Source organism: Cupriavidus sp. 01L415, assembly GCF_056400065.1.
In genome coordinates, this window is sequence record NZ_JBFTSP010000009.1 from 127,801 (window position 1) to 151,368 (window position 23,568).

Below are 23,568 nucleotides of genomic sequence, written 5' to 3' on the forward strand. Positions count from 1 at the left end.
GAACCCGCCCGCGCCGGCGGGGGTTCGGTCCTGGATGTCTCCGGGTCTTATACCAGATGTGCGGCCACGCATTCGACTGGAGCGTCGGTGCGCGTGGCCCGCATCGCGTGCCGGCCGTCAGGCTCGCGCTTTCTCTGGCCGCTGCGAGAACGTGCGCTCGAACACCGATTCGGCGATGCGATTCTTCAGGATCTCGATCGATCCGCCCGCGATCATCCAGCCACGGCAGCGGCGTTGGCAGTACTCCACCAGTTCCTCCTGGCTGTAGCCCATGCCACCCATCACCTGCAGCGCTTCATTGGCGATGTCGAAACCGGCCTGGTTGCAGAAGGCCTTGGCGATGGCCGTTTCCTCGGCGGACGGAATGCCGCTGTCCGCGTTGGCAGCCGCGCGATACAGCAGCAGTTGGCCCGCATCGAGCTTCATCTTCATCTCGGCGAACTTCCATTGCAGCCCCTGGAACTCGCAAAGCAGCCGGCCGAACTGCTTTCGCTGCATCGCCCATTGGCGCGCCACCTCGTACGCGTAGCGGCCGAGCGCCAGCGAGCGGGCGGTGTTGCCCATGCGCTCCACGTTGAAGCCGGCGATCTGCTTCTTGAAGCCCCCCTCGCCCAGCAGCACGTCCTCGGGGCCGACGTAGACATCCTCGAAATAGATCTGCGCCCATTCCTCGCCCGACATGAAGCGCGAGCGCTGGCCGATGCGCACGCCCGGCGCCTTGGTGTCGATCAGCACCGACCCGATGCCGCCCACGCCGGGGCCAAAGCGCACATAGGTCAGGATCACATCGGCGTGCGGGCCGTGGGTCGTGAAGATCTTGCTGCCCTGGATGCGGAAGCCCTCGCCATCCGGCGTGGCGGTGGTCTTCAGCTCGGTCACGGCGGAGCCGGCTTCCGGCTCGGTCATGCCGACGGAAATCAGCGCCTCGCCCTGCAGCAGCGGCGTCAGCCATTTGGCCTTCTGCGCGGCGGACCCATACTCGGCCAGCACGCGGATGGCACCGAAATTGCCGGCCTGGATGACGTCCGCGCTGCGCGGGCATTGCGCGGCAACGGCCTGGATGGCGATGATCGCGTCCATCAGCGTGCCGCCCTGCCCGCCATCCGCCTCGGCGATCGTGATACCCAGCAGGCCCTGCGCGGCCATCTTCCTGGCCACCTCCCACGGGTATTCGTCGATGTGGGCGCGCTGGCGGGCGCCCGGCTTCAGTTCCTTTTCGGCAAACCGGCTGACGGCGTCCTGGAATTCCTGTTGTTCCGGGGTGAGTTTGAAGTGCATGAGCGTCTCCGAATCTGAATCTCAGAATGAATGTTGGGGGGCGGCCAGCCGCAGCACGCAGTCGACACCGACCACGCCCTCGGCGCGCACGAACAGGGGATTGATCTCCGCTTCGGCAACGTCGGCGCCCTGCATGACCGCCAGCCGCGAAAAGCCGACGATGGCGCGTGCCAGCGCATCCACGTCGCCACGCGGCAGGCCACGGAAGCCGCGAATCAGCTGCGTCGAGCGGACCTCGCCGATCATGTCGTGCGCCTCCGCCAGACTGACCGGTGCGGGCCACAGGCTGACGTCGCGATGCAGTTCGGCCGTGATGCCACCCGCGCTCAGCATGACCATCGGGCCCACCAGCGGATCGTTGCGATAGCCGAGCATCAATTCCAGCAGGCGGCTTTCCATGCGCTGCACCAGAATGCCGTCGACGCGCGCTGCCGGAGCGGCCTGCCGCGCGTTCTCCAGCAGCCGCGCCGCGGCACGCGCTAGTTCCTCGTTGTCGCGCACGCCCACCTCCACCCCGCCGATCTCGGTCTTGTGGAGGATGTCGCGCGAACAGATCTTGGCGACGACCGGATAGGGCACCGCGTGCTGCAGCGCGCCCTCCCCGGTCACGTCGCGCACCAGCGCCATCGGCGCGATCGGCACGCCCAGCTCCGCAAACACGGCGGCGGCCTCGAACTCGGACAGGTCGCCTTGCGTCGGCAGCGCGGACGGCCACGTCACCGGTGCGGGGCTCTCCGCCACATCGTTGCGGGTCATCGCCGCGCGGAACAGGCAGGCCAACGCATCCGCGCAGGCCTCCGGGGTGCGGAACGCGGGCACGCCGGCCGCCTGCAGCAGTTCCAGCGATTGCGTGGCTTCCGGCGCCAGAAACGACAACAGCGGCTTGCCGCGCTGCGCGGACGCTTCCACGATCGGGCGCACGGCCAGCTGCGGGTGAAACTGCGCCGAGGACCCGACCACGCAGAGCACCGCATCGCACCAGTCGCTCTGGATCATCTGCTCGACCAGATCACGATACTGGGCGCTGGTTGCCGCCAGCGTCAGGTCGATAATCGGCGTCTGGCGAATCCGCACGCCGCGCTCGGCCATGTGGGCGATGAATTCGACGGGCGGCGCCACGGCCTCCACATTGGCCAGGCCCAGACGGTCCACCACCGTCGCGGCGCCACCGCCCGTGGTCGTCACCACCGCGATGCGCGGATTGCGCCGCAGCGCGGGGATATCGGCGGCATAGCGGCGCGTCAGCGGCGCGGCCTCGAACAGCGTTTCCAGCATTTCCACACGCATGGCGCCGTGCTTACGCAGGAAGGCATCCACGGCGGCGTCGTTGCCGGCCAGCGCACCCGTGTGCGACTGGGCCAGCGCCTCGCCCTGCGCGGAGCGGCCCAGCTTGTAGACCAGCACCGGTTTCCCTGCGGCACGGGCGCGGCGCAGGGCCGGACCCAGCACCGCCGCATCGCGGATCGTTTCCAGGAACAGCAGGATCACCTCGGTGGCGTCGTCATCGACCAGCAGGTCGACCAGCTCGCCGACCCCGATATCGCTCTCGTTGCCCACGGAAACTAGCTTGGCAAAGCCGAGACCACGGGCCGCGCCGCGCGACAACAGCGCGCCGAGCATCGATCCGCTTTGCGAGACCACGCTGATGCCTCCCGCGCGCAGCGTGTCGACCTCCAGCACGGCATTGACGGAAAGGATGGCGCCGCTGTGGATGTCCACCACGCCAATGCTGTTGGGACCCAGCAGCCGCACGCCCAACTCCTTCGCCCGCGCGGCAAGCGCCTGCTGCGCGGCCATGCCGGCCTCGCCCAGTTCCGCAAAGCCGTCCGAGAACACCGTCACCACGCTGGCGCCGCGCGCCGCGCATTGCTCCAGCACCTCGGCCACCTGCCGGCCCGGCACCATCACAAAGGCATGGTCGATGGCATCCGGCAAGGCCGCGACGCTCGGATACGCCTGCAGCCCCATCACCTCGGTGCGGCCGGCGTTGATCGGGAACACCCGGCCTGCATAACCATGCTTGCGCATGAAGCGCAGCGGCCGCGCGGTGTTCTTGCTCTCGTCGGCGGAGGCGCCGACCAGCGCCACGGCGCCCGGCGTGAACAGCGCCCTGGCCAGCGTGCGGCCCGTGGCGCCCGCCTCGGGTCCACCTTGTTCGTTGACTCGCGTCATCAGTGATTCTCGTCTTGAAGAGGGATCGGGTCCGGCTCAGCCGGCCCGAAGCGTGGAAAGCCCCAGCGCACGCACCGGGCGATGGTCGAGCTGCCAGAGCGCATCGAGCAGCCGCGCGGCCGGGCCGGCGCCGAGTACCGGGGCACCCAGCTCCATGAACTTGTCAGCCAGCGTCGCGTCATCGAGCGGGGATTCGGGATCGCCGCGCCGATACGGGGCAAAGTGCGCATGACGGCTACCGTCGGCCATCTCGATCTCGACGCGCGCGGCCCGCTGGCGCGGGAACGCGGCGGTCAGGTCGGGATCGGCGGTCAGCGTGATCTTCGTCATCAGCGCGCGAATGGCCGGGTCCGCCAGCCGTTCCGGCTGGAATGCGTCGAGCCGCACCGCGCCGTGCAGCAGGCCATGCGCCACCACGTATGGCAGGCTGAAGCGCGCCTCGAACGCGGTGGCTGGCTGGAGATTGCCGGTGACATCGAGCGCCACCTGGTACGTCGCCACGCGGATCGCCGCGATGCGGGCCGGGTCCAGCCGATGGTCGCGCACGATCTGCATGGCGGCGTCGATGGCGGCAAAGGTGTGGCCGCAGCAGCCGTGATTCTTCTGCGTGATACGCGTGATGTGGTAGTCGGTGCCCAGCCCGGCGGTCACGCCCTGCCAGTCCGGCTTGCCGCAGAGCGCGGCGCCGAAGCCGGCATCGCCCTCCAGGATGTCGTGCACACCATTGACGCCATGCGCGGCGGCCTGGGCGGCCTGCACGCCGACCTGCGCGGCGTGGCCGGCGTGGAGTGCCTTGGTCATCGCATCGGAGCGGAACGCCTGTTGCAGCCCCGACGCGAACGTGGCCGCCGTGGCCAGTGCATCGGCCGCGGCGCGGACATCGCCCGGGGACAACAGCACCGCGCCTGCCGCCGCCGCGCCAAAGCAGCCGACCGTACCCGTGGTGTGGAAGAAGCGATAGTGCGCCGGCTGGATGGCCGCGCCGATGCGCGTGGATACCTCGTAGCCAGCGATCACCGCGCGCAGCAGGTCGTAGCCGCTGGCGTCCACCTGCTCGGCCAACGCCAGCGCCGCCGCGATCGTCGGGCAGCCGGGATGGTAGACAGCATCGCGAAAGATATCGTCGAACTCCGCCGCGTGCGACGTGCTGCCGTTGATCCACGCCGCCGTGGCCGGAAACGCCGACGTGGCGTGACCGATGATGGTGGACTGGCCAACGCCCAGCTCCGCGCAATGCGCGGCTACCAGTTGCTGCCCGGGCGCCATCTGCACGCCGGCCAGCAACGCGGCGAACCAGTCGATCACCGCGCGGCGCGCATGGTGCAGGACGGGGTCCGGCAGCGCTGCGGTGGCCTCACGGCCAGCGTAGGCGGCGAATTCGTTGATGATCATGCGGGGTCTCCTCTTGCCAACGTCTCGTTCGGGAATGCATCACATGGTAGGGATGGCATGCCGGCGAGCTTTGACATTTGGTGAAGGCTCCCGAGCCGCCGTGCATATTCCGGTCAGCGGAGCGGCGGTGCATACTCCACAGGCACGCCTTGCACGCCGGGCCTGTCGCCTCCGGGAAAACCCGCGCCCCGCGCGGCCCCGTCGGCAATGCCTGCCGCCCAGCCCGTTTCGATTTGGAGAAAGCCTGCGCCCATGGACATGGACATTGCCTCGCTCGCCATCCTGATTGCCGCCGTCGAGGAAAAAAGCCTTTCGCGCGCGGCCGAACGCGAGAACCTGGTGACCTCGGCGGCCAGCAAGCGTATTGCGGAGCTGGAGCGGCGCGCCGGCACCGCGCTGCTGCGCCGCCACGGCCGCGGCGTGGAGCCCACGCCGGCCGGTGCCATGCTGTACCAGCGTGCCAAGGCCATCGTGCGCAGCGTGCAACTGGCGCAGGACGCGCTGGCGGCCTACTCCGCCGACGGTATCGCCAAGATCCGGCTGGCCTCCAATGCCTCGACGATCCTGCAGTTCCTGCCGACCGATATCAGCGGTTTCCTCAAGCACGCCCCCGAAGCCCGGATCGACCTGGTGGAAGCGTTCAGCTTCGATGTGCCGCGCCTGGTCTCCAACGGCGATGCCGACATCGGCATCTATCACGCCAAAAGCCCCAGCCCCGGCGTGCATTCGCTGCCGTATCGCCAGGACCGCGTCGGGCTGGTGGTGCCGCGCGGGCACCCGCTGGAGGCCAAGGGCTCCCTGCGGCTGGAGGAGGCGCTGGACTATGACTTCCTGGGCTACTTCGCCCGCCATACCTTCGACGCATTCCTGACGCTGGCGTCCGGCACGATCTCGCGGCCGCTGACGGTGAAGACGCAGGTCTCCAACTTCGAGGCGCGCTGCCGCATGGTGCGCGAGGGCCTGGGCATCGCCATGGTCCCCGAGGGCATTGCCAAGAACTATCTGTCGATGATGGGGCTGTCGCTGCTGACGCTGACCGATGCGTGGGCCGTGCGGGACTTCTACGTCTGCGTGCGGGACAGGGAAAGCCTGCCGGCCGGCGTGGCGCAACTGCTGGAATACCTGAGCCGCTGCGCGGCCATGGAGCAGCATTTCCAGAAACCCAGATAGGGTTTTTGCCCCGGGTTGCCCTGGGGCTTCGCTGTGGGGCCTTCGCCAAGGCCTTCGTAACAGGCTTTTCTACGGGATTTTCCCTACACGGGGCTTCGTTACGTTTCTTCATTACGCGCGCCATGAAGGCTGCGTTTCCCTTTAGTCAAAGCTGGGCCAGGTGGGCTTTCTAAGATGTGCTGGACGCGTGCGTTCTCATGGCGGGGCCGCACGAACGACGATAACGATCACATCGGAGACAGCCATGAACAAGATCCTGCGGCGCACGGCCGCCGGCCTGCTGCTTTGCTGCGCCGCAACGGCCGGCGCCCAGCAACCCTACCCCACCAAGCCAGTCCGCATGGTGGTGGCGTTCACCGCGGGCGGCACGACCGATATCCTCGCGCGCGAAGTCGCCCAGCAGATCGGGCAAACATTCGGCCAAAGCGTGGTCGTGGAAAACCGCCCCGGCGCCGGCGGCAACATCGGCACGGATTTCGTCGGCCGCAGTGATCCCGATGGCTACACCCTGCTGGCCACTTCCGTCGGCCCCGTGGCCATCAACCCCACGCTCTACAGGAAGCTCAAGGTCAATCCGCAAACAGACTTGGCGGCCGTCGCCCCGATTGCGGACGTGCCGAACGTGCTGGTGGTGAATCCCAACCTGCCGGTCAAGACCGTGCAGGATCTGATCGCCTATGCCAAGGCCCATCCGAATTCCCTGAATTTCAGCTCCACCGGCGTGGGGACGGCCGCGCATCTCTCCGGCGTGCTGTTCAACGAGCGTACGGGCGTGCAGACGACCCATGTCCCCTACAAGGGGGCCGATGCGCTCAACGACCTGCTGGCAGGGCGCGTGCAGTTCATGTTCGCGACGATTCCGTCGGTGATCTCGCATATCCGGGGCGGCAACCTGCGCGCGCTGGCCGTCACCTCGCGCAAGCGCTCGGCGGCGCTGCCCGATGCGCCGACGATGGCGGAAGCCGGCGTGCCCAACTTGGTCACTGGCGCGTGGTTCGGCCTGTTCGCGCCGAAGGGCACGCCCAAGGAGATCGTCGCCACGCTGAACAAGGCCGTCGGCGACGCGCTCGCCAAGCCGGAGGTCCGGGCCAAGATGTCCCAGCAAGGCGCCGAGGCCATGCAACTGGCCCCCGAGGCATTTAGCAAGTTCGTGGTGGCCGAATACCAGACGTGGAAGCCCGTGGTCATCAGTTCGGGCGCACGGATCGACTGACACGCGGCACTTACCCCTCGCCAGCGGGGTCGGTATTCGTGATGGCGGGACGCGGACGGGGCCGTATCATTGCGGTTTCCTCACCACGGATGTCCCGCCGAATGTCGGCCCCGCACGCCCTGCTCATCATCACCGCGGCGCTCAGCGCCATGATGCTGGCCATCATCTGGTCGTTGTGCCGTAGCGACCTGCCCGGCGTCACCGACTGGTGCATGGCCAACCTGATCGTCACCGGCGCGCTGATCCTGTTCGCGCTGCGTGGCGTGATTCCCGATTTCCTTTCCGTCGTCGTCGCCAATGCCGCGCTGTGCCTGGCGCTGTGCGTCTTCTATGCGGGCACGGTGCGCTTCTGTGGCGGCAGTCCGTCGTGGCGCCTGCTGGCTGGTGTTGTCGTCGCCACGACGATCGGTGTCGTGGCCTTGCGCTACGGCATCGACAGCTTCCAGGGCCGGGTGGTGGTGGTCTCCGTGCCGCACGCCAGCCTCTGTGCGCTGGTGGCCTGGACCCTCCTTCGCGCGCGATCGCGCGGCAGGCCAAACAGCCACGCCATCACCACCGCGATGTTCGCGCTAAGTTTCGCCGTGGGCCACACCACGCGCGGCGTGCTGGCCGCGTGTTCCCTGATGGGCGACAGCCTGACCGCCGATGGCATCAATACCGCGTTCCTGGCGCTCGGTGCGCTGGTCATGCCCGCGTTGTCGATGGGCGCCGTGCTGATGATTCACGACAGCCTGGTGCGCCGGCTGGAAGCCATCGCCAATACCGATGCGCTCACCGGCGTCATGTCACGCAAGGCCTATGAGGACGAGGCGCAGCGGGAGCTGACGCGCGCCCTGCGCGACGGGCGCGCGCCGGCGTTGCTGATCATCGACATCGACCGCTTCAAGAACGTCAACGATACTTGGGGCCATGCGGCCGGCGACACGGTGCTGCGGGCCTTTGCCCAGCTGGCTGCGGGCGAGATCCGCGCGAGCGACCGGCTGGCGCGGCTGGGTGGTGAGGAATTCGTAGTGCTGCTGCCCGCGACCAGCGAGGCGGAAGCGCGGAAGGTGGCGGAACGCATCCGGCAGCGCGCGGAAGACAGTCCGGTGACGGCGGAATTCGGGACGGTGCGGTACACGATCAGCGGCGGCGTGGCGACGTGGCAGCCTGGCGAGTCGCTGGCGCGGCTCTCGGCACGCGCCGATGCCGCGTTGTATCAGGCCAAGGTCTCGGGGAGGAACCGGATGGTCGGAGAGAGCGAACTGCCTGACGGCAGCCGCTCCACTCCGGAAACGCTGGTGGCGGTCTGAACGCCGACTCAGGCTGCTGGCACCTTCACTAAGCCATCGGCGCGGAACATCGCCTTGATGCCCCGCACGGCCTGCCGGATGCGTGATTCGTTTTCGATCAGCGCAAACCGCACGTACTCGTCGCCATAGTCGCCAAACCCGATGCCCGGCGAGACGGACACCTTGGCCTTGGCGAGCAACTGCTTGGCGAACTCCAGCGATCCCAGCGCGCGATACGGCTCGGGGATGCGCGCCCAGATGTACATCGACGCCTTGGGGATCTCCACGGGCCAGCCCGATTCGATCAGCCCCCTCGCCAGCACGTCGCGGCGCGACTGGTAGTGGGCGGCGATCTCCTTCACGCACTGCTGGTCGCCTTCCAGCGCGGCGATTGCCGCCACTTGCAGCGGCGTGAACGTGCCGTAGTCGTGATAGCTCTTGATTCGCGTCAGCGCGGCCACCAGGTCCGGATTGCCGACCATGAAGCCGATACGCCAGCCCGCCATGTTGTAGCTCTTGGACAGCGTGAAGAACTCCACCGCGATGTCCTTGGCGCCGGGCACCTGCATGATCGACGGCGCCTTCCAGCCATCGAAGACGATGTCCGCATAGGCCAGGTCGTGCACCACGAAGATGTCGTGCTTGCGGGCCAGCGCGATCACGCGTTCGAAGAAATCCAGCTCAACGCACGCCGCCGTGGGGTTCGACGGAAAACCCAGCACGATCATCTTCGGCTTGGGATAGCTGCCGCGGATCGCACGTTCCAGCTCGGCAAAGAAGTCGATCCCGGGCGTCAGCGGCACCGAGCGGATATCCGCCCCGGCAATCACCGCGCCGTATATGTGGATCGGGTAGCTCGGGTCCGGCACCAGCACCGTGTCCCCGCGGTCCAGCGTGGCCAGCATCAGGTGCGCCAGCCCTTCCTTGGAGCCGATCGTGACGATGGCTTCCTTGTCCGGGTCGATCTCCACGTCGTAGCGCTCGCGATACCAGTGCGAGATCGCGCGACGCAGGCGTGGAATCCCCTTCGACGCCGAATAGCCGTGCGTATCGGCCCGCTGCGCGGCCTCGACGAGCTTCGCCACGATATGCGGCGGCGTGGCGCCATCCGGGTTGCCCATGCTCATGTCGACGATGTCCTCGCCACGGCGGCGGGCGGCCATCTTGAGCTCGGCGGTAATGTTGAAAACATACGGGGGGAGACGATCGATGCGCGCAAAGCGGCGCTTGCCGGAGTCGGCAGTCATGGCGGGAGTCCTTTACGTAAGCGCCCGGAACCGTCCGAGCGACGTCGGCGGCCGTTGTCTCGGCCACCGGGAACTGATATTAGCCAGCGGCGCGCATTTGCACAACCGGCTTTTGCACCGTCGGCGTCCGCGCCACAGCCGATGGCCTGACGTTTATAGCAAGCCGCCGGGCATCCGGCTCGGACGAGCCGACTCCGGCGGAAGCTGGTGCACGATGCAGTCGAGCGCCGCCGCGTTGGACTTGTCGCCGCCCATGGCGCCGGCAATCGAGTCGCGATACTGCTGCACGGAAATGCGCTTGTAGTAGAGCCGTGACGTCTGGTCCAGCCAGAACACGTAATCGCTGTCGCTGTCGTTGCTGCCGCTGCGCAGCCAGTCACCCACCTGGTGCGTGCCGAGCCGTGTATTGGCGCACGTCTTCTGGACGGTGTCGAGATAGGCGTTGAAGCCCTTGGCTTCGACATTGCGGACCGCGTCCGGAGCGCAGGCGGCGAGTGGAAGCGCGAGAGGGATGGCGATGACCATCGCGACGAACGGCGGCAGGCTTGGGCGCGGCAGCGGCATGGCAAGGTCCCGTGGCGATTGACGTGCTAGCTAGTGTAGCCGCCGAACGCCAACCCGGGGGACGCCGCTCTGCCGATTGCGTCGATCGTCAGCGCGTCGGCCCGTCCGTCAGTCGTCGATGGTCTCGTGGACGGCGGCGTTGCCGTGCTTCCAGTACGCCGATGCCCGGATGCGCGTCTTGTCGATCCCGCGCTCGGCCACCAGATGCTGGCGCACCGCGCGCATCGCGGCTGCCTCGCCGGCGGCCCAGACATAACCCTCGCCTTCCGGCAGGTTCAGGCCGCGCACCGCAGGCACCAGCAGGCTGCCCGCGGCATTGTCTTCGCGATGCAGCCAATGCACTTCGGCACGGGGCCCGGTAGCCAGCGGAACCTGCGCCGAGGCATCGGGCACCTCGGCCACCACGATCACACGGGCATCGGGACCGAGTTCCTCCACGCGCCGGCCGATGGCCGGCAATGCGGTGTCATCGCCGATCAGCAGATGCCAGTCAAATTCGCGCGGGATCATGAACGACCCGCGCGGGCCACCCACGCCCAGATACTGGCCGGCCCGGGCCTGCGCCGCCCAGGTGGAAGCCGGGCCATCGCCATGCAGCACGAACTCGATGTCGAGCTCCTGCGTGACGGGGTCGTGGCGGCGCGGCGTGTAGTCGCGTGCCTGCGGACGCGGCTGGCCTTCGGGGAACACGATGCCGTCGGGGCCGACTTGCGGCAGCACGGGCTTCTCCATACCCGGCGCCGGAAAAAACACCTTCATATGGTCGTCGAAAGACCCGGAGACGAAGTCCACCAGGTCTGCGCCGCCCAGGGTCACGCGCAACATCTGCGACGACACCCGCTGCGTGCGCAATACCTGCAGCAGGCGCATCTTGAGAGGATGACGGACGCGCTGGACGGTCAGGTCACGAGAATCAGTCATGGAATTCCTAGGAGAGAGGCCGCCGGCCGGCGCGGGCGGCAAGGACAGTCTGGAAAACAGGAGCGAAATAGCCGGCGTCATCGCTGTCCTCTTGTGGGCGTGCCAGCAGGCCTTGTCGATGCCTGCTGGCTTGTTGTCGCAATCGCAGTCCGATCCGTCGAGCGATCAGATTCCCGATCCGTTGTCCGACGGGTTGGCTGATGGGTTGGCTGATGGGTTGGCTGGTGGGTTGGCTGGTGGGTTGGTTGATTTGCCGGCCGCCTCGATCTCGTCCGCCGCGCGGGCGAGGATGGCGGCGATGCGGCGCTGCTCGTCCGGCGACGCCTCGCTGCGCTGCGCCAGCACCTGCTTGAGCCGTACACGTGCCGCCACGAACTCCGGCAGCCAGCCGCCCTGCTCGGGCTCGCGCTGCGGGGTGCCGCTCATGGCACGGCGCATCCAGTCCATCTTGCGCGCCACGTGCTGGAGCTTGCCGACCATCATGTCCAGCCGCTCGCGGTGCTCGGCCAGATAAGCGCGCCCCGCGTCGGACAGGTGATAGCGCTTCTTGTTGCCTTCCGTGTCGACCGTGGCGTAGCCCAGGTCTTCCAGGAAGGTCAGTGCAGGATAGACCACGCCGGGGCTCGGCTTGTAGAAGCCGCCGGTGCGGGTCTCCAGCGCCTTGATCAGCTCGTAGCCATGGGATGGCTTTTCGTCGAGCAGGGACAGCAGCAGCAACTGGAGATCGTCCGCGCTGAACTTGCGGCCACGGCGCCAGCCGTCCCCATCGAAGCCGTCCGATCCGTCCCAGTCGCCACCGCCGCCCTGCGACCAGAAACCACCGCCGCGCCGGCCGATGGCGTGAATCCAGAAATGCGATGAGAAACGGGAGAATGCGCGAGCGACATCGCGGACGTCGCCAAAGAAGCGATCGGCCCGCTCGTGATCGCGGTGCCGCTCATGGCCGCATCGCCCCGATTCGTGGTGATGGCCGTGCTGGCCGTGATGGTGGCCGTGGGAAGAACCGAACTGGTGTCGCATGGTGCACTCCGATATGTCGTAAGACGTATCGTAAGATATATATCGTACGATATAAAGTCAAGGAAACATTGGCGGACTGCGGTGCGTGTGCAGCGGCGGAGTTCCTGTCACAATGCAAGTCACTTGGCCCACCCAACCCTGGCAGGAGGAGACCACCATGCCCGACAAGAAAGCCATCCTCGTAGTAGGCGCCGGCGACGCCACTGGCGGCGCCGTTGCGCGACGTTTCGCACGCGAGGGCTACGTCGCCTGCGTGACGCGTCGCAGCGCCGACAAGCTCGCGCCGCTGGTCGACCAGATCCGCGCCGAGGGCGGCGAGGCGCACGCGTTCGGCTGCGACGCGCGCAAGGAGGAAGAAACTGTCGCGCTGATCGAACGCATCGAGCGCGAAATCGGGCCACTGGAGGTAGCGGTGTTTAACATCGGCGCCAACGTGAATTTTCCGATTCTGGAAACCACGTCGCGCGTCTACTTCAAGGTGTGGGAAATGGCCTGCTTCGGCGGCTTCCTGATGGGCCGCGAGGCCGCGCGCGTGATGGTGCCGCGCCAGCGCGGTTCGATCTTCTTCACGGGCGCCACGGCCAGCACGCGCGGACGCGAAGGCATGTCCGCGTTTTCCGGCGCCAAGCACGCGCTGCGCGCACTGGCGCAGAGCATGGCGCGCGAGCTGGGCCCGAGGAATATCCACGTGGCGCACCTGATCATCGATGCCGCCATCGACACCGCGTTTATCCGCGACACCTTCCCGGAACGCTACGCGACCAAGGCGCAGGACGGCATCGTCAATCCGGAACATATCGCCGACACCTACTGGATGCTCCACCAGCAGCCGCGCGACGCCTGGACGCACGAGCTGGACATCCGGCCGTGGATGGAGCGCTGGTAGCCGTCCCCGCCAACCCGACCGATTTCCACACACGACACGCCCCCAACGGAGACATGCAATGAGCAAGCAGGTGGAATTCTTCTTCGACTTCGGCAGCCCCTACTCTTACCTCGCCTACAAGGAACTCCCCCGCGTGGCGGCGCGCACCGGCGCCACCATCGTCTGGCGGCCCATGCTGCTGGGTGGCGTGTTCAAGGCCACCGGCAACCACAGCCCGGCGGAGATCCCCGCCAAGAGCGAATGGTCAAATTCGGATACGGCGCGCTGGGCCCAGCGCTACGACGTACCGTTCCGGCAGAACCCGTTCTTCCCGATCAACACGCTGGCCCTGATGCGCGGCGCGATTGGCTACCAGCGCAAGGGCGAGGCCGACTTTCACCGCTATGTGGACGCCGTATTCAGTGCGATGTGGGAACAGGGCAAGAACCTCAACGACCCGAACGAGATCGGCAAGGTTCTGGTCGGCACCGGGCTGGACCCGCGCGAAGCGATGGCCATGCTCGACGACCCCGAGGTCAAGGGCGAGCTGAAACGCGTGACGGAGGCAGCCGTGGCGCGCGGCATCTTCGGCGCGCCGAGCTTCATCGTCGACGGGGAACTGTTCTGGGGCAACGACCGCCTGCTGTTCGTGGAGGAAATGCTGGCGACGTGAGCCCGTCCGCGCCCGTCGCGTGGCGGGGGATGGACAGCTGAGGAAGGAAGACGCCCGCATCGCGCGCACATCCGGCGGCGGGCATCCAGCCTGGTGGAGATTCGCCTTCGCGGACGGCGCGAAGGCGTTCAGCGAACGATAGACGCGCTGCGACCGTCAGGCCGCCAGGCGGAACGTGGTAACCGCGGCGGCAAGCTGGTTGGCCTGCGACTCCAGCGAATCGGCCGCGGCGGCGGCCTGCTCCACGAGCGCCGCGTTTTGCTGGTTCACCTGCTCCATCTGCGACACCGCCTCGCTGACCTGGACGATGCCACCGGACTGCTCCTGCGACGCCGCCGAGATCTCGTTGACCGTCGCGGCCAGGCGCTTCACCGCATCGACGATCTCCTCGATGGTGCTGCCGGCCTGCTCCACCTGCGCGCTGCCCGCGTCCACCTTGCCCACCGACGAGTCGATCAGCGTCTTGATTTCCTTGGCTGCCCCGGCGCTGCGCTGGGCCAGCGCCCGCACTTCACCGGCCACCACCGCGAAGCCACGGCCCTGCTCGCCCGCACGCGCCGCTTCCACGGCGGCGTTCAGTGCCAGGATATTGGTCTGGAAGGCGATGCCGTCGATGACGCCGATGATGTCGACGACCTTCTGCGAGCTGGCGTTGATTTCACTCATCGTATGCACCACGCCGCGCACCACGTCGCCACCGCGCGTCGCCAGGTCGGCGGCGTTGCGGGCCAGCTCGCTGGCGCGGGCGGCGCTCTCCGCGTTGTTGCCCACGGTGGACGTCAGTTGCTCCATGCTGGCAGCGGTCTGCTCCAGCGCGGACGATTGCTCCTCCGTGCGCGACGACAGATCGGTATTGCCGGCGGCGATCTCGCGCGCGCCGATCGTTACGGCATCGGACCCGGCGCGGACTTTCATCACCGTCTGGGTCAGGCCGGCCTGCATGCGCGACAACGCGCCCAGCAGCTGGCCGATCTCGTTCTTGCCGGCCGGCGGCACCTCGATGGTCAGGTCGCCGTCCGCCACGCGCATGATCAGGCCGCAGGCCTGGTTCAGCGGCGCCACCACCAGGCGACGCAGCGCCAGATGCACCACCACGATCAGCAGCACGGACGCCGACAAGCCGACGATCACCAGCACCACCACGCGGCTGAGGCGGCTGCGATCGTCGTGGATCTCCTGCTCGTTGAGCTGGCTCGCCAACGCCTGGAACCGTTCTACGCCGACCGAATACTTGGCACCGGACGACGTGATGTCCTTGTCGTTGATCGCCGCGTAACCGGCCGGGTCATTGTTGCGCAGTGCGTTCAGCGCGCGCTGCACGGCGTCCATATGGACACGGCCCGCGCTGACGATCTCCTCGCGCGTGGAGCTGTCCTGGCCGGGGAAGGCGGGGGCCTTCTCGAAGGCATCGAGTTCCCCGGTCGACTTCCCGATCGATTTCTCCGCGCTGCCGATCGCGTCCGTATTGACGCCGCCGCCTTCCTTGGCCGAGCTGTAGGCACGGGTCAGCGCCGAGCGCGCGCGGGTCATGTCCTTGTACGCGTCATTGAGCAGCAAGGCGCGCTGGGCGATCAGATGGATGCGCTCGGCGGACGCACTCGATGCGTGCAACTGGCTGACGCCCAACGCGGCGCCAAAGACGATCATTAGTCCGAAGACCACCAGGGTGGCCAGCAGGCCATGGCGGATGCTTATGTTGTTCATGAGGGGGGCTCAACTCGATCAGGTCCAGTTCAGTCTTATCGACGGCCCGCCAGCAACCTTGAGCATCGTTGCACGCAATTTGCGTTACATCAAATTGTTGGCTTGAAACAGAAATTTGTGTGGACACGGGCACCCGATGCCGCATTTCTGCCAGCCAGGCCGCACCCACCGAAAAACGGACGCTCAGACGTAGGCGATCAGCCGGCCCGCGCAGATCACCAGTGACCACGTCAGCAGCGACAACACGGCGCACGTGCGTGCACCGGCCGGCGGCGGCCGGTCGGTCTCCCATCCGGCATCGCCGGCATGTAGCTGCCGGTAGGGACCCATGTGGAACCATGCGGCATTGGCCAGCCCCAGCCCGATCAGCAACAGCTTGACCAGGAAGGCCCGGTTGACGATGAGCTCGTCGGCGTGCGCCATGAACAGCAACGCGCCGCTGGCCAGGATCGCCAGGAAGCCGGCCACCGACGCCGGCAGCGCGTGGCGCAGCAGCGTGGTCACGGGCAATTGCCGCCCCAGTCCCGCCAGCCGGAGATCGACCACGACGATGGACCCGAACAGCAACGCCATGCCGGCCAGGTGCACGATCTCCAGCAACGGGTAGGCCCAGGCGGAGGCCCGCAGCGCCACGGACAGCGGGAGCGCCGCGAGCTGGGCGCCCCATGCGCTCAGTTGCTCCATGCCGGACGCCTAGCGGAGCTCGACCGTCTGGCCGCCGTCGAGCGTGATCCGCTCCACCCGCATTTCACCGGCTTTTTCCTTGCTGGCGTAGCCGATCATGGTGACCTGCTTACCCACCGCCACTTTTTCCGCCGTGGCGCCGCGCGACTCCATGCGTGACACCGGCGCCAGCACGGCCAGCCACTCCTTGCCCTGCGCGTCCACGCGGATCATCGCGTGCGGGTTCTCGTAGCGGGACTCCACCACTTTGCCGGTCACCGTCAACGGCTTGGTCTCGTCGTAGGTGGACCAGCCATGATGGGCGATGGCAGGCACACTGGCTGCCACCAGCGCGGCGCTGCCGGCCAGCAACAGCGTGGCACGGGTCAGTTGCCGGAAGGTTTTCCGCGTGGTTTGTCGCGTAGTTTGGCGCATCAGCGTATCTCCAGTCAGTGGGTAACGGATCGGACTACGGATCGGCTATCGCGGGCCCGACGCGCCAGCGCGCCCAGGCTCGGATTCGTGGGATTCATCGGTTTCGCCGCGGTGCGTTCCGCGACCAGGGCTTCGGCCAGGCTGGCGCGGCCACCCCGCAGCGCGGCTTCGATCAGCGTCAGGTTGAAGACGTCGCGCTGCGCATGGCTGCCGCCAAAGCGATGGGCGATCAGGCGCACCGGCATCAGCAGGTCGATCGTGGTGCCGTAGTCGCCCCGCTCGAAGGCGATTAGTGCGTCGGCCACGGGCACGCCGACGTCGCGCGTCATTATCGCGTTGGTGCCGCTGCCCAGCGCCGCGCCCGCCATGGCCGCGCGGATTTCCGCGACGTCGGCCGTGCGGCCCGCGCCCAGGCACGCCATGATCGCGTGGACGTCATTGAACGCGTAATAACCCGCCGCGCCGCGCGCGTGCCAGTCCTCGGCCACGTCGATCCAGCGATTGCCGACGTCCACGCCGCGCAGATGCAGGCGCCACAGCAGCGCGGAGGCGTCGATGAGATCGAGCGCGATGGCAGGGGCCGGCCGCTTCACGTGATCGTCAAAGAGCCTCAGCACATCGTCGTAGCGCTCCTCCTCCATCAGGAACAGTGCAAGATGCCACCAGTTGTGGACGGCCAGCATGTTGTCCTCGGCCCAGTCGGCGGTGCGCGCCTGCAGCCAGTCGATCCCGGTATCGAGCCGCCCCTGCATCTCCATCACATGGGCCACGGCATGGATCGCCCACGGATCGCGCGGGTTCAGCGCCACGGCTTCGCGCCCGCGCGCCTCGGCGTCCTCGTAGCGATTCATCTCCTCCAGGCCAAACGCGTGCATGCCCAGCAGGTAGCCATAGCCCGGTAGGTCCCGGTCCCAGTGGGGCAGCACCTGCGCGATGCGGTCGCGCAGCATGGACGACTGGCCCAGCAGGAAATCGCCGAGGTGGGCGACCTGGATCGCCAGGATGTCCCGCGGATAGTCGATGGCGATGTCGCCATAGGCCTGGACGGCTTGCGCGAACCGGCCGTCCAGCCAGGCGCGTGCCGCGGCAATATGGCGACGCTCGCGGTCATTGGGCCCGGTGCGGATGGATTCGCCGGCCTCCACGCTCTGGCGCAGCATCGCCTCGGCGGTGCCATCGCCCGACGTGACCATCAGGCCCGCGCGCAGGGCATGGCCCATCGCGAAATCGGGATCGTCGATCAGGGCCGCATCGATGGCGCCTAATGGATCGCCGTAATACCCGTGCAATAGCGTCAGCGCCTTCTCGAAGCGCGCGATCGATTGCGGATTGCTCGTGGAGACTTGCAAGCCTCTTGCGTCCACCTGTGTCATGGCGCCACCCCTTGTTTGCCGGACCGGACATCCAACCACCATCCTAGTTGAGAACGGATGCAGCGCAAGGCGGGGCGTCCCTGAGTATCGGGGTGCCGGAGGGGACCCATTGGCGCATCGCGGGTGCGTCGTTGGCACACCGTTGGCGCCGCGGTGAGACGCCGGCGCCGCGCATGCTACGCTGTCGCTCGCGCCGGTTCCGCGCCCCGGATCGTTCGCAACGGATCGTTCAAGCCGGAACCCGCGCCCTGATTGATCTGCCCGGCTCTCGCCTCATTCTTCTGCCCGCCACCTCCACCCGATGCCAACTACCATGCCCATCGCCTTCGATCTCCCGCCCGCCGCCCGGCCCGGCCAGCCCGCCGACGCCATCGATACGCCCTCGCTGGTGCTGGATCTGGACGTTTTCACGCGCAACGTGGAGCGCATGCAGGCGGCCGCCGACCAGGCCGGTGTGCACTTGCGCCCCCATGCCAAGGCCCACAAGTGCCCCGACATCGCGCTGGCACAGGTGGCGCGGGGCGCCGTTGGCATTTGCTGCCAGAAGGTCAGCGAGGCCGTGCCATTCGTGCGCGCCGGCATCCGCGACATCCACATCAGCAATGAAATCGCCGGTCCGGCCAAGGCGGCGCTGCTGGCAACGCTGGCCCGGCACGCGCGACTGAGCGTCTGCGTGGACGATGCCTCGCAGGTGCAAGCGCTGGCCGCGGCCACGCAGGCCGCCGGCACTACGCTCGATGTGTTCGTGGAGATCGACGTCGGCCAGAACCGTTGTGGCGTGGCCGATGCCGATGCGGCGCTGAAACTGGTGGAACGCATCGCCGCCCACGCGACGCTCCGGCTGCGGGGGCTGCAGGCCTACCACGGCGGTATCCAGCATTTGCGCGACTGGGCCGGACGGCGCGAGGCGGCCGCGCAGGCCGCTGGCCGCACGGGCGCCGTGCTGACGCAATTGGAAGCGGCCGGGGTTCACTGCGAGGTGGTCACCGGCGGTGGCAGCGGCAGCGTGGAGTTCGACCTGGGCAGCGGCGTGTACACCGAGATCCAGCCGGGCTCTTATGTCTTCATGGATGCGGACTACGGTAGCAATGCATATGCCGGCGCGCTGCGCTTCGACCACAGCCTGTTTATCGCCACCACGGTGATGAGCGTGGCTGCTGGCGATCGCGTGGTGCTGGATGCCGGGCTGAAGTCGATGGCCGTGGATTCGGGGTTGCCCTGGGTCTGGGCCGATGGCGCTGCGTCGCAGACGCTGGACTATGTGGCGGCCAACGACGAGCACGGCATCGTCAGGCCTCGGACGGCGAGCCGGAGCGACCTGCCGGCGCTTGGCAGCCGCGTGATGCTGGTGCCCGGCCACTGCGATCCCACACTCAACCTCTACGACGAGATCGTGGGCATCCGCGCGGGCGTGGTGGAAAGCGTGTGGCCGATTGCGGCGCGTGGGCTGAGCCGCTAGAAGTCCGGCGGCGAGTCGCCGGGAATCGGGTGCTGCGGGTCTGATACCGGGGATTTGGCCCGGTGATTCGGCGGCTATGAATCCAGCGCCTACGCTGGATCGCAGTGGCTGGGTGGTCTGGAGACTGGGAGGTTTGGGGGTTCGGGCGCCGACGCCGGCACCCGGGCTCAGGCGAGTTGCGCGGCCACGTCGTTGAGGTCGGCCGTGCGCCATTCGGTGCCGGTCCACGCCTCGAAGCGCAGATCGGCCAGCGGAATGCCGGACATCGTGCCCAGCCAGTCCGTCGGCGCCGCGCCGCAGCGCAGGCCGCTGGCCACCATCGTCATGGCCTCGGGCACATCGATGTCGGCCACGCGCGTGATCGTCGGCCAGGGCAGCAGGCGGATGTCATTGGCCGACAGGCCAAACCGGTACAGCCCGAAGCGCGCATGCAGCCCCGAGCGCGACAGCGTGTGACGTGCCTCGCTCAGGCAGTCGTCCTTGCTGGCCGACGGGTCCCATTGCTGGTTACGCGAAAACCAGAGGATCTCCTGTTCACCCCCCCGGGTGGGCCAGACGTGTGCCGCCGCAGGCACAAGCCGGCCGGACTGTGCGATGGCGGCCAGCGGCGTGCCAACGGTGTAATGCCAGACATAGCGTGATTCGGTGTTCATGTTGCTACTCCTGCAAGCGCCTACCGCTTCCAGATTGGTGGCGGGAAGCCTCCGCCACAAGCAAGGTCATGCGGTATTGCGACTGCAACAAAAATGGCAACAGCGGCACATGCTCCGGCCCGCTTTTACCCATTCGTCCTGCGGGCCAAAGCTGGCGCGGCTTCCCGGAAAACATTGAGCAGATGCGGCGCAATTCATGATTCGCAAGCTGGAGGGAAACGTCTAAAACCATAGCACACGGATTGGTGCATCGCAGCACATTCGCGCAAACTGATCCGGTTTTTTCGTCGCATATTGATGCTGTTATTCTCGGGTAGCGTGCCCTAGCATGGCAACTGGTTCTTCCACAGGAGATCCGTTGTGCAGCCGGGAGCACCCTCGCTCCTTGCGCACCCCGGCATGTGCACTACGCTTGACGTGGGTGCTGTGCAGGCGATGCGCGATGGCCCGCGCTCCGGAGGACATCACATGCCAGGCTTCACCGCGCTCGACCTCGCCCGCTTCCAGTTCGGCTTCACGATCTCGTTCCACATCATCTTTCCGGCCATCACCATCGGCATGGCCTCGTACCTGGCCGTGCTGGAAGGCTGCTGGCTGCGCACGCGCAATCCGGTCTATCGTGATCTCTACCACTTCTGGTCCAAGATCTTCGCGGTCAACTTCGGCATGGGCGTGGTGTCAGGGCTGGTCATGGCGTACCAGTTCGGCACCAACTGGAGCTTCTTCTCCGAATTCGCGGGCAGCATCACCGGCCCGTTGCTGACCTACGAGGTGCTGACCGCGTTCTTCCTGGAGGCCGGCTTCCTGGGCGTGATGCTGTTCGGCTGGAACAAGGTGGGCCCCGCGCTGCACTTTGTCTCGACGCTGATGGTGGCGCTGGGCACGCTGATCTCCGCCACGTGGATCCTGGCGTCCAACAGCTGGATGCAGACGCCGCAAGGCTTCGAGATCGTCAATGGCCGCGTGATCCCCACGGACTGGATCGCCGTGATCTTCAACCCGTCGTTCCCCTACCGGCTGGCCCATATGAGCGTGGCCGCCTTCCTGGCCACCGCGCTGTTCGTCGGCGCCTCCGCCGCCTGGCACCTGCTGCGCGGCCGCGACAACGCGGCCATCCGCAAGATGCTGTCGATGGCGATGTGGATGCTGCTGATCGTCGCGCCCATCCAGGCGGTGATCGGCGACATGCACGGGCTGAACACGCTGGAACATCAGCCCGCCAAGATCGCGGCGCTGGAAGGGCATTGGGAGAACACGGGCAACGAACCGCTGCCGCTGCTACTGTTCGGCTGGCCCGACATGCAGCGCGAGGAAACCCGCTTCGCCGTGGAGATCCCCAGGCTCGGCAGCCTGATCCTGACGCACACCCTGGACGGACAGATTCCCGGGCTCAAGGAATTCCCGCCCGGGGATCGTCCTAACGCGACCATCCTGTTCTGGAGCTTTCGCGTGATGGTCGGACTGGGCCTGCTGATGATCGCGCTGGGCGCCTGGAGCCTTCTGCTCCGGCGTGGCGAGGCGCTGTTCCGCTCCCGCGCATTCCTGCGCATGGCGCTGTGGATGGGGCCGACCGGCCTGATCGCGTTGCTGGCGGGCTGGTTCACCACCGAGATCGGGCGCCAGCCGTGGGTGGTCTATGGCCTGATGCGCACCGCCGATGCGGTCACGCCGCACGGCGTGCCGGAGATGACGTTCACCGTGGCGCTGTTCGTGGTCTCGTATGTGTTCGTGTTCGGCGTGGGGATCGCCTACATGCTGCGGCTGGTGCGCAAGGGTCCGCAGGAGCATGAGGGCGATCCGCCCGAAGGCGTCACGGAGCCGCCACCCGACCACAAGCCCGCGCGACCGCTGTCCGCCATCGACGACGATGTGCGCCCTGCCACCGCACGCACCGGGAGCTGACATCATGGGTATCGATCTTTCGCTCCTCTGGGTCCTCATCATCTTCTTCGGCGTGATGATGTATGTGGTGATGGATGGCTTCGACCTCGGCATCGGCATGCTGTTCGCCTTCGTGCCCGATCGCCATGACCGCGACGTGATGATGAACACCGTGGCGCCGGTCTGGGACGGCAACGAGACGTGGCTCGTGCTCGGCGGCGCCGGGCTGCTAGCCGCCTTCCCGCTCGCCTATTCGGTCGTGCTGTCCGCGCTGTACCTGCCGCTGGTGCTGATGCTGCTGGGCCTGATCTTCCGCGGCGTGGCGTTCGAGTTCCGCTTCAAGGCCAACGACCGCGAGCGGCCGGTGTGGGATCTGTCGTTCATTGTCGGATCGCTCGTCGCCGCGTTCTTCCAGGGTGTGGCACTGGGCGCCTATATCGACGGCATCCCCGTCGAGCGCGGCATGTACACGGGCGGCCCGCTGGACTGGGTGGCGCCGTTCCCCCTGTTCTGTGGCGTGGGGGTCGTGGTGGCTTATTCGGTGCTGGGCAGCACGTGGCTGATCATGAAGACGGAGGGCCCGCTGCATGACCGCATGAAGCACGTGACCAGCCGCCTGGCGTGGGTGTTGCTGGCGGTCATCGGGGCGATCAGCCTGTGGACGCCGCTGACGCATCCGGCCATCGCCGAACGGTGGTTCCAGCTGCCGAACCTGATCTGGTTCTCGCCGGTGCCGCTGCTGGTGGCCATCTGCATGGCGATGCTGATGCGCGCGCTGCGTCGCGACGCGCATGTCACGCCGTTCCTGTATGCGCTGGGGCTGGTGTTCCTGGGCTACAGCGGGCTGGCGATCAGCGTATGGCCCAACATCGTGCCGCCCCATATCTCGATCTGGGACGCCGCGGCGCCGCCGCAGAGCCAGGGCTTCGCACTGGTCGGCGCGCTGTTCATCATCCCGTTCATCCTGATGTACACGGTCTGGGCCTACTACGTGTTCCGTGGCAAGGTCCGGCACGGCGAGGGCTATCACTGATGCATAGGCCGCCGCAACACGTGCCGCGCTGGCTGCGCCGGCTGGGCTGGCTGGTGCTGATCTGGGCCGGCAGCGTGGTCGCGCTGGGCGTGGCGGCGTGGCTGCTGCGCGGGGTGATGCAGTTGGCGGGCATGCACCGCTAGGCGCGCCGCCAGCGCCCCTCGGCGCCGCGCGGCCCGCGCTCTTTTCCCGCGCTCACCCCCCGGCCCCCCCTTCCGGGCCACCTCCCGGCCATCTCCAGCCATGGCCCCGCAAATTGGCGAATGTCGCCATCAGGATTCTTTGCCCTGATGTCACTGCGCCGACAAGCCCCATCCGTACTCTGCGGAGCACATCGCGGTCAGCGCGATATGCCACGGGACGCATGACGCGTCCACTCCTCCTCCGCAAGAGAGACGAACATGATCCACGCAATCCGCACCATTGCCCGCGCCCGCCCCCTGGGCGCGCTGGCCGCCCTACTGTTGTGCGCGGCACTGACCGCCTGCGGCGGTGACGACGACGGCAGCAAGCCGCCCGCCGGCGATCCGGGCAACACGCCCAAGCCGCAAATGAAGTGCGCGCCCTGAGCCCGCCCTCCG

At 67.3% G+C, this 23,568-nt stretch carries 22 protein-coding genes; 10 read left to right on the forward strand and 12 right to left on the reverse strand.

Translation table 11 applies throughout. From position 1 onward, the window contains the following. Nucleotides 1-117 precede the first annotated feature (117 nt). From AC1DOX_RS16295 to AC1DOX_RS16305, 3 genes are read right to left on the reverse strand one after another with little or no spacing between them, the layout of a single operon-like run. Nucleotides 118-1,278: an acyl-CoA dehydrogenase family protein gene (locus AC1DOX_RS16295; protein ID WP_441618508.1), complete on the reverse strand. Its 1,161-nt coding sequence runs from the start codon at nucleotides 1,276-1,278 to the stop codon at nucleotides 118-120. A 21-nt stretch (nucleotides 1,279-1,299) separates the two neighbouring features. Continuing rightward, complete coding sequence (locus tag AC1DOX_RS16300) at nucleotides 1,300-3,450, reverse strand: acetate--CoA ligase family protein (protein ID WP_441618510.1); 2,151 nt, start codon at nucleotides 3,448-3,450, stop codon at nucleotides 1,300-1,302. A 36-nt stretch (nucleotides 3,451-3,486) separates the two neighbouring features. Beyond that, nucleotides 3,487-4,842, reverse strand: coding sequence for an MmgE/PrpD family protein (locus AC1DOX_RS16305; protein ID WP_441618512.1), 1,356 nt, complete (start codon nucleotides 4,840-4,842; stop codon nucleotides 3,487-3,489). 258 nt (nucleotides 4,843-5,100) lie between these two features. Between AC1DOX_RS16305 and AC1DOX_RS16310 the strand changes: the two genes are divergently transcribed. From AC1DOX_RS16310 to AC1DOX_RS16320, 3 genes are all read left to right on the forward strand, one after another. After that, nucleotides 5,101-6,012: a LysR family transcriptional regulator gene (locus tag AC1DOX_RS16310; RefSeq protein WP_092139987.1), complete on the forward strand. Its 912-nt coding sequence runs from the start codon at nucleotides 5,101-5,103 to the stop codon at nucleotides 6,010-6,012. A 244-nt stretch (nucleotides 6,013-6,256) separates the two neighbouring features. After that, nucleotides 6,257-7,225, forward strand: a complete 969-nt coding sequence (locus tag AC1DOX_RS16315) for a Bug family tripartite tricarboxylate transporter substrate binding protein (RefSeq protein ID WP_441618514.1) — start codon at nucleotides 6,257-6,259, stop codon at nucleotides 7,223-7,225. Nucleotides 7,226-7,326: 101 nt separating this feature from the next. Beyond that, nucleotides 7,327-8,517, forward strand: a complete 1,191-nt coding sequence (locus tag AC1DOX_RS16320) for a GGDEF domain-containing protein (protein WP_441618516.1) — start codon at nucleotides 7,327-7,329, stop codon at nucleotides 8,515-8,517. A gap of 8 nt (nucleotides 8,518-8,525) precedes the next feature. Here the strand turns inward: AC1DOX_RS16320 and alaC are convergent, their stop codons facing one another. The 4 genes from alaC to AC1DOX_RS16340 form a co-directional block, all read right to left on the reverse strand. Continuing rightward, a complete protein-coding gene (alaC, locus tag AC1DOX_RS16325) occupies nucleotides 8,526-9,743 on the reverse strand; it encodes an alanine transaminase (protein ID WP_441618518.1) in 1,218 nt (405 codons plus the stop codon). A gap of 153 nt (nucleotides 9,744-9,896) precedes the next feature. Beyond that, entirely contained in the window at nucleotides 9,897-10,307 is a 411-nt protein-coding gene (locus AC1DOX_RS16330) for a hypothetical protein (protein ID WP_176861038.1), read from the reverse strand. A gap of 108 nt (nucleotides 10,308-10,415) precedes the next feature. Beyond that, nucleotides 10,416-11,228, reverse strand: a complete 813-nt coding sequence (locus tag AC1DOX_RS16335; protein WP_441618520.1) for a siderophore-interacting protein — start codon at nucleotides 11,226-11,228, stop codon at nucleotides 10,416-10,418. A 165-nt stretch (nucleotides 11,229-11,393) separates the two neighbouring features. Beyond that, nucleotides 11,394-12,248: a PadR family transcriptional regulator gene (locus AC1DOX_RS16340; RefSeq protein WP_441618522.1), complete on the reverse strand. Its 855-nt coding sequence runs from the start codon at nucleotides 12,246-12,248 to the stop codon at nucleotides 11,394-11,396. A gap of 157 nt (nucleotides 12,249-12,405) precedes the next feature. On the opposite strand from AC1DOX_RS16340, the gene AC1DOX_RS16345 reads away from it, so the two are divergent. Further along, a complete protein-coding gene (locus AC1DOX_RS16345) occupies nucleotides 12,406-13,134 on the forward strand; it encodes an SDR family oxidoreductase (RefSeq protein ID WP_441618524.1) in 729 nt (242 codons plus the stop codon). A gap of 58 nt (nucleotides 13,135-13,192) precedes the next feature. Then, nucleotides 13,193-13,786: a 2-hydroxychromene-2-carboxylate isomerase gene (locus tag AC1DOX_RS16350; protein ID WP_441618526.1), complete on the forward strand. Its 594-nt coding sequence runs from the start codon at nucleotides 13,193-13,195 to the stop codon at nucleotides 13,784-13,786. Nucleotides 13,787-13,942: 156 nt separating this feature from the next. On the opposite strand, the gene AC1DOX_RS16355 is transcribed toward AC1DOX_RS16350, so the two are convergent. The 4 genes from AC1DOX_RS16355 to AC1DOX_RS16370 all read right to left on the reverse strand — a co-directional run bounded on the left by AC1DOX_RS16355 (nucleotide 13,943) and on the right by AC1DOX_RS16370 (nucleotide 17,961). Then, complete coding sequence (locus AC1DOX_RS16355) at nucleotides 13,943-15,490, reverse strand: methyl-accepting chemotaxis protein (RefSeq protein WP_441618528.1); 1,548 nt, start codon at nucleotides 15,488-15,490, stop codon at nucleotides 13,943-13,945. A 183-nt stretch (nucleotides 15,491-15,673) separates the two neighbouring features. Further along, nucleotides 15,674-16,174 carry a DUF6644 family protein gene (locus AC1DOX_RS16360; protein WP_441618530.1) on the reverse strand — a complete coding sequence of 167 codons (501 nt, stop codon included), beginning with the start codon at nucleotides 16,172-16,174 and terminating at the stop codon, nucleotides 15,674-15,676. Between the two features lie 9 nt (nucleotides 16,175-16,183). Next, complete coding sequence (locus tag AC1DOX_RS16365) at nucleotides 16,184-16,588, reverse strand: DUF6152 family protein (RefSeq protein ID WP_441618532.1); 405 nt, start codon at nucleotides 16,586-16,588, stop codon at nucleotides 16,184-16,186. A gap of 14 nt (nucleotides 16,589-16,602) precedes the next feature. Continuing rightward, nucleotides 16,603-17,961: a tetratricopeptide repeat protein gene (locus AC1DOX_RS16370; RefSeq protein ID WP_441618534.1), complete on the reverse strand. Its 1,359-nt coding sequence runs from the start codon at nucleotides 17,959-17,961 to the stop codon at nucleotides 16,603-16,605. 313 nt (nucleotides 17,962-18,274) lie between these two features. Here AC1DOX_RS16370 and AC1DOX_RS16375 point away from each other — a divergent pair, with 313 nt between their 5' ends. Then, nucleotides 18,275-19,420 (forward strand): DSD1 family PLP-dependent enzyme, encoded by a 1,146-nt coding sequence (locus AC1DOX_RS16375; RefSeq protein ID WP_441618536.1) that lies wholly within the window; start codon nucleotides 18,275-18,277, stop codon nucleotides 19,418-19,420. 167 nt (nucleotides 19,421-19,587) lie between these two features. Here the strand turns inward: AC1DOX_RS16375 and AC1DOX_RS16380 are convergent, their stop codons facing one another. Continuing rightward, nucleotides 19,588-20,073, reverse strand: coding sequence for a hypothetical protein (locus AC1DOX_RS16380; RefSeq protein WP_441618538.1), 486 nt, complete (start codon nucleotides 20,071-20,073; stop codon nucleotides 19,588-19,590). A gap of 468 nt (nucleotides 20,074-20,541) precedes the next feature. Here AC1DOX_RS16380 and AC1DOX_RS16385 point away from each other — a divergent pair, with 468 nt between their 5' ends. The 4 genes from AC1DOX_RS16385 (at nucleotide 20,542) to AC1DOX_RS16400 (ending at nucleotide 23,556) form a co-directional block, all read left to right on the forward strand. After that, nucleotides 20,542-21,975: a cytochrome ubiquinol oxidase subunit I gene (locus tag AC1DOX_RS16385; protein ID WP_441618540.1), complete on the forward strand. Its 1,434-nt coding sequence runs from the start codon at nucleotides 20,542-20,544 to the stop codon at nucleotides 21,973-21,975. A 4-nt stretch (nucleotides 21,976-21,979) separates the two neighbouring features. Then, nucleotides 21,980-22,987, forward strand: a complete 1,008-nt coding sequence (cydB, locus tag AC1DOX_RS16390; protein ID WP_092140014.1) for a cytochrome d ubiquinol oxidase subunit II — start codon at nucleotides 21,980-21,982, stop codon at nucleotides 22,985-22,987. Further along, nucleotides 22,987-23,130 (forward strand): DUF2474 domain-containing protein, encoded by a 144-nt coding sequence (locus AC1DOX_RS16395; RefSeq protein ID WP_441618542.1) that lies wholly within the window; start codon nucleotides 22,987-22,989, stop codon nucleotides 23,128-23,130. Before cydB ends, AC1DOX_RS16395 begins: the two co-directional genes overlap by 1 nt. 258 nt (nucleotides 23,131-23,388) lie before the next feature. Continuing rightward, the gene (locus AC1DOX_RS16400; protein WP_441618544.1) at nucleotides 23,389-23,556 is read left to right on the forward strand and encodes a hypothetical protein; all 168 of its coding nucleotides are present in this window, start codon (nucleotides 23,389-23,391) and stop codon (nucleotides 23,554-23,556) included. Nucleotides 23,557-23,568: the final 12 nt, after the last annotated feature.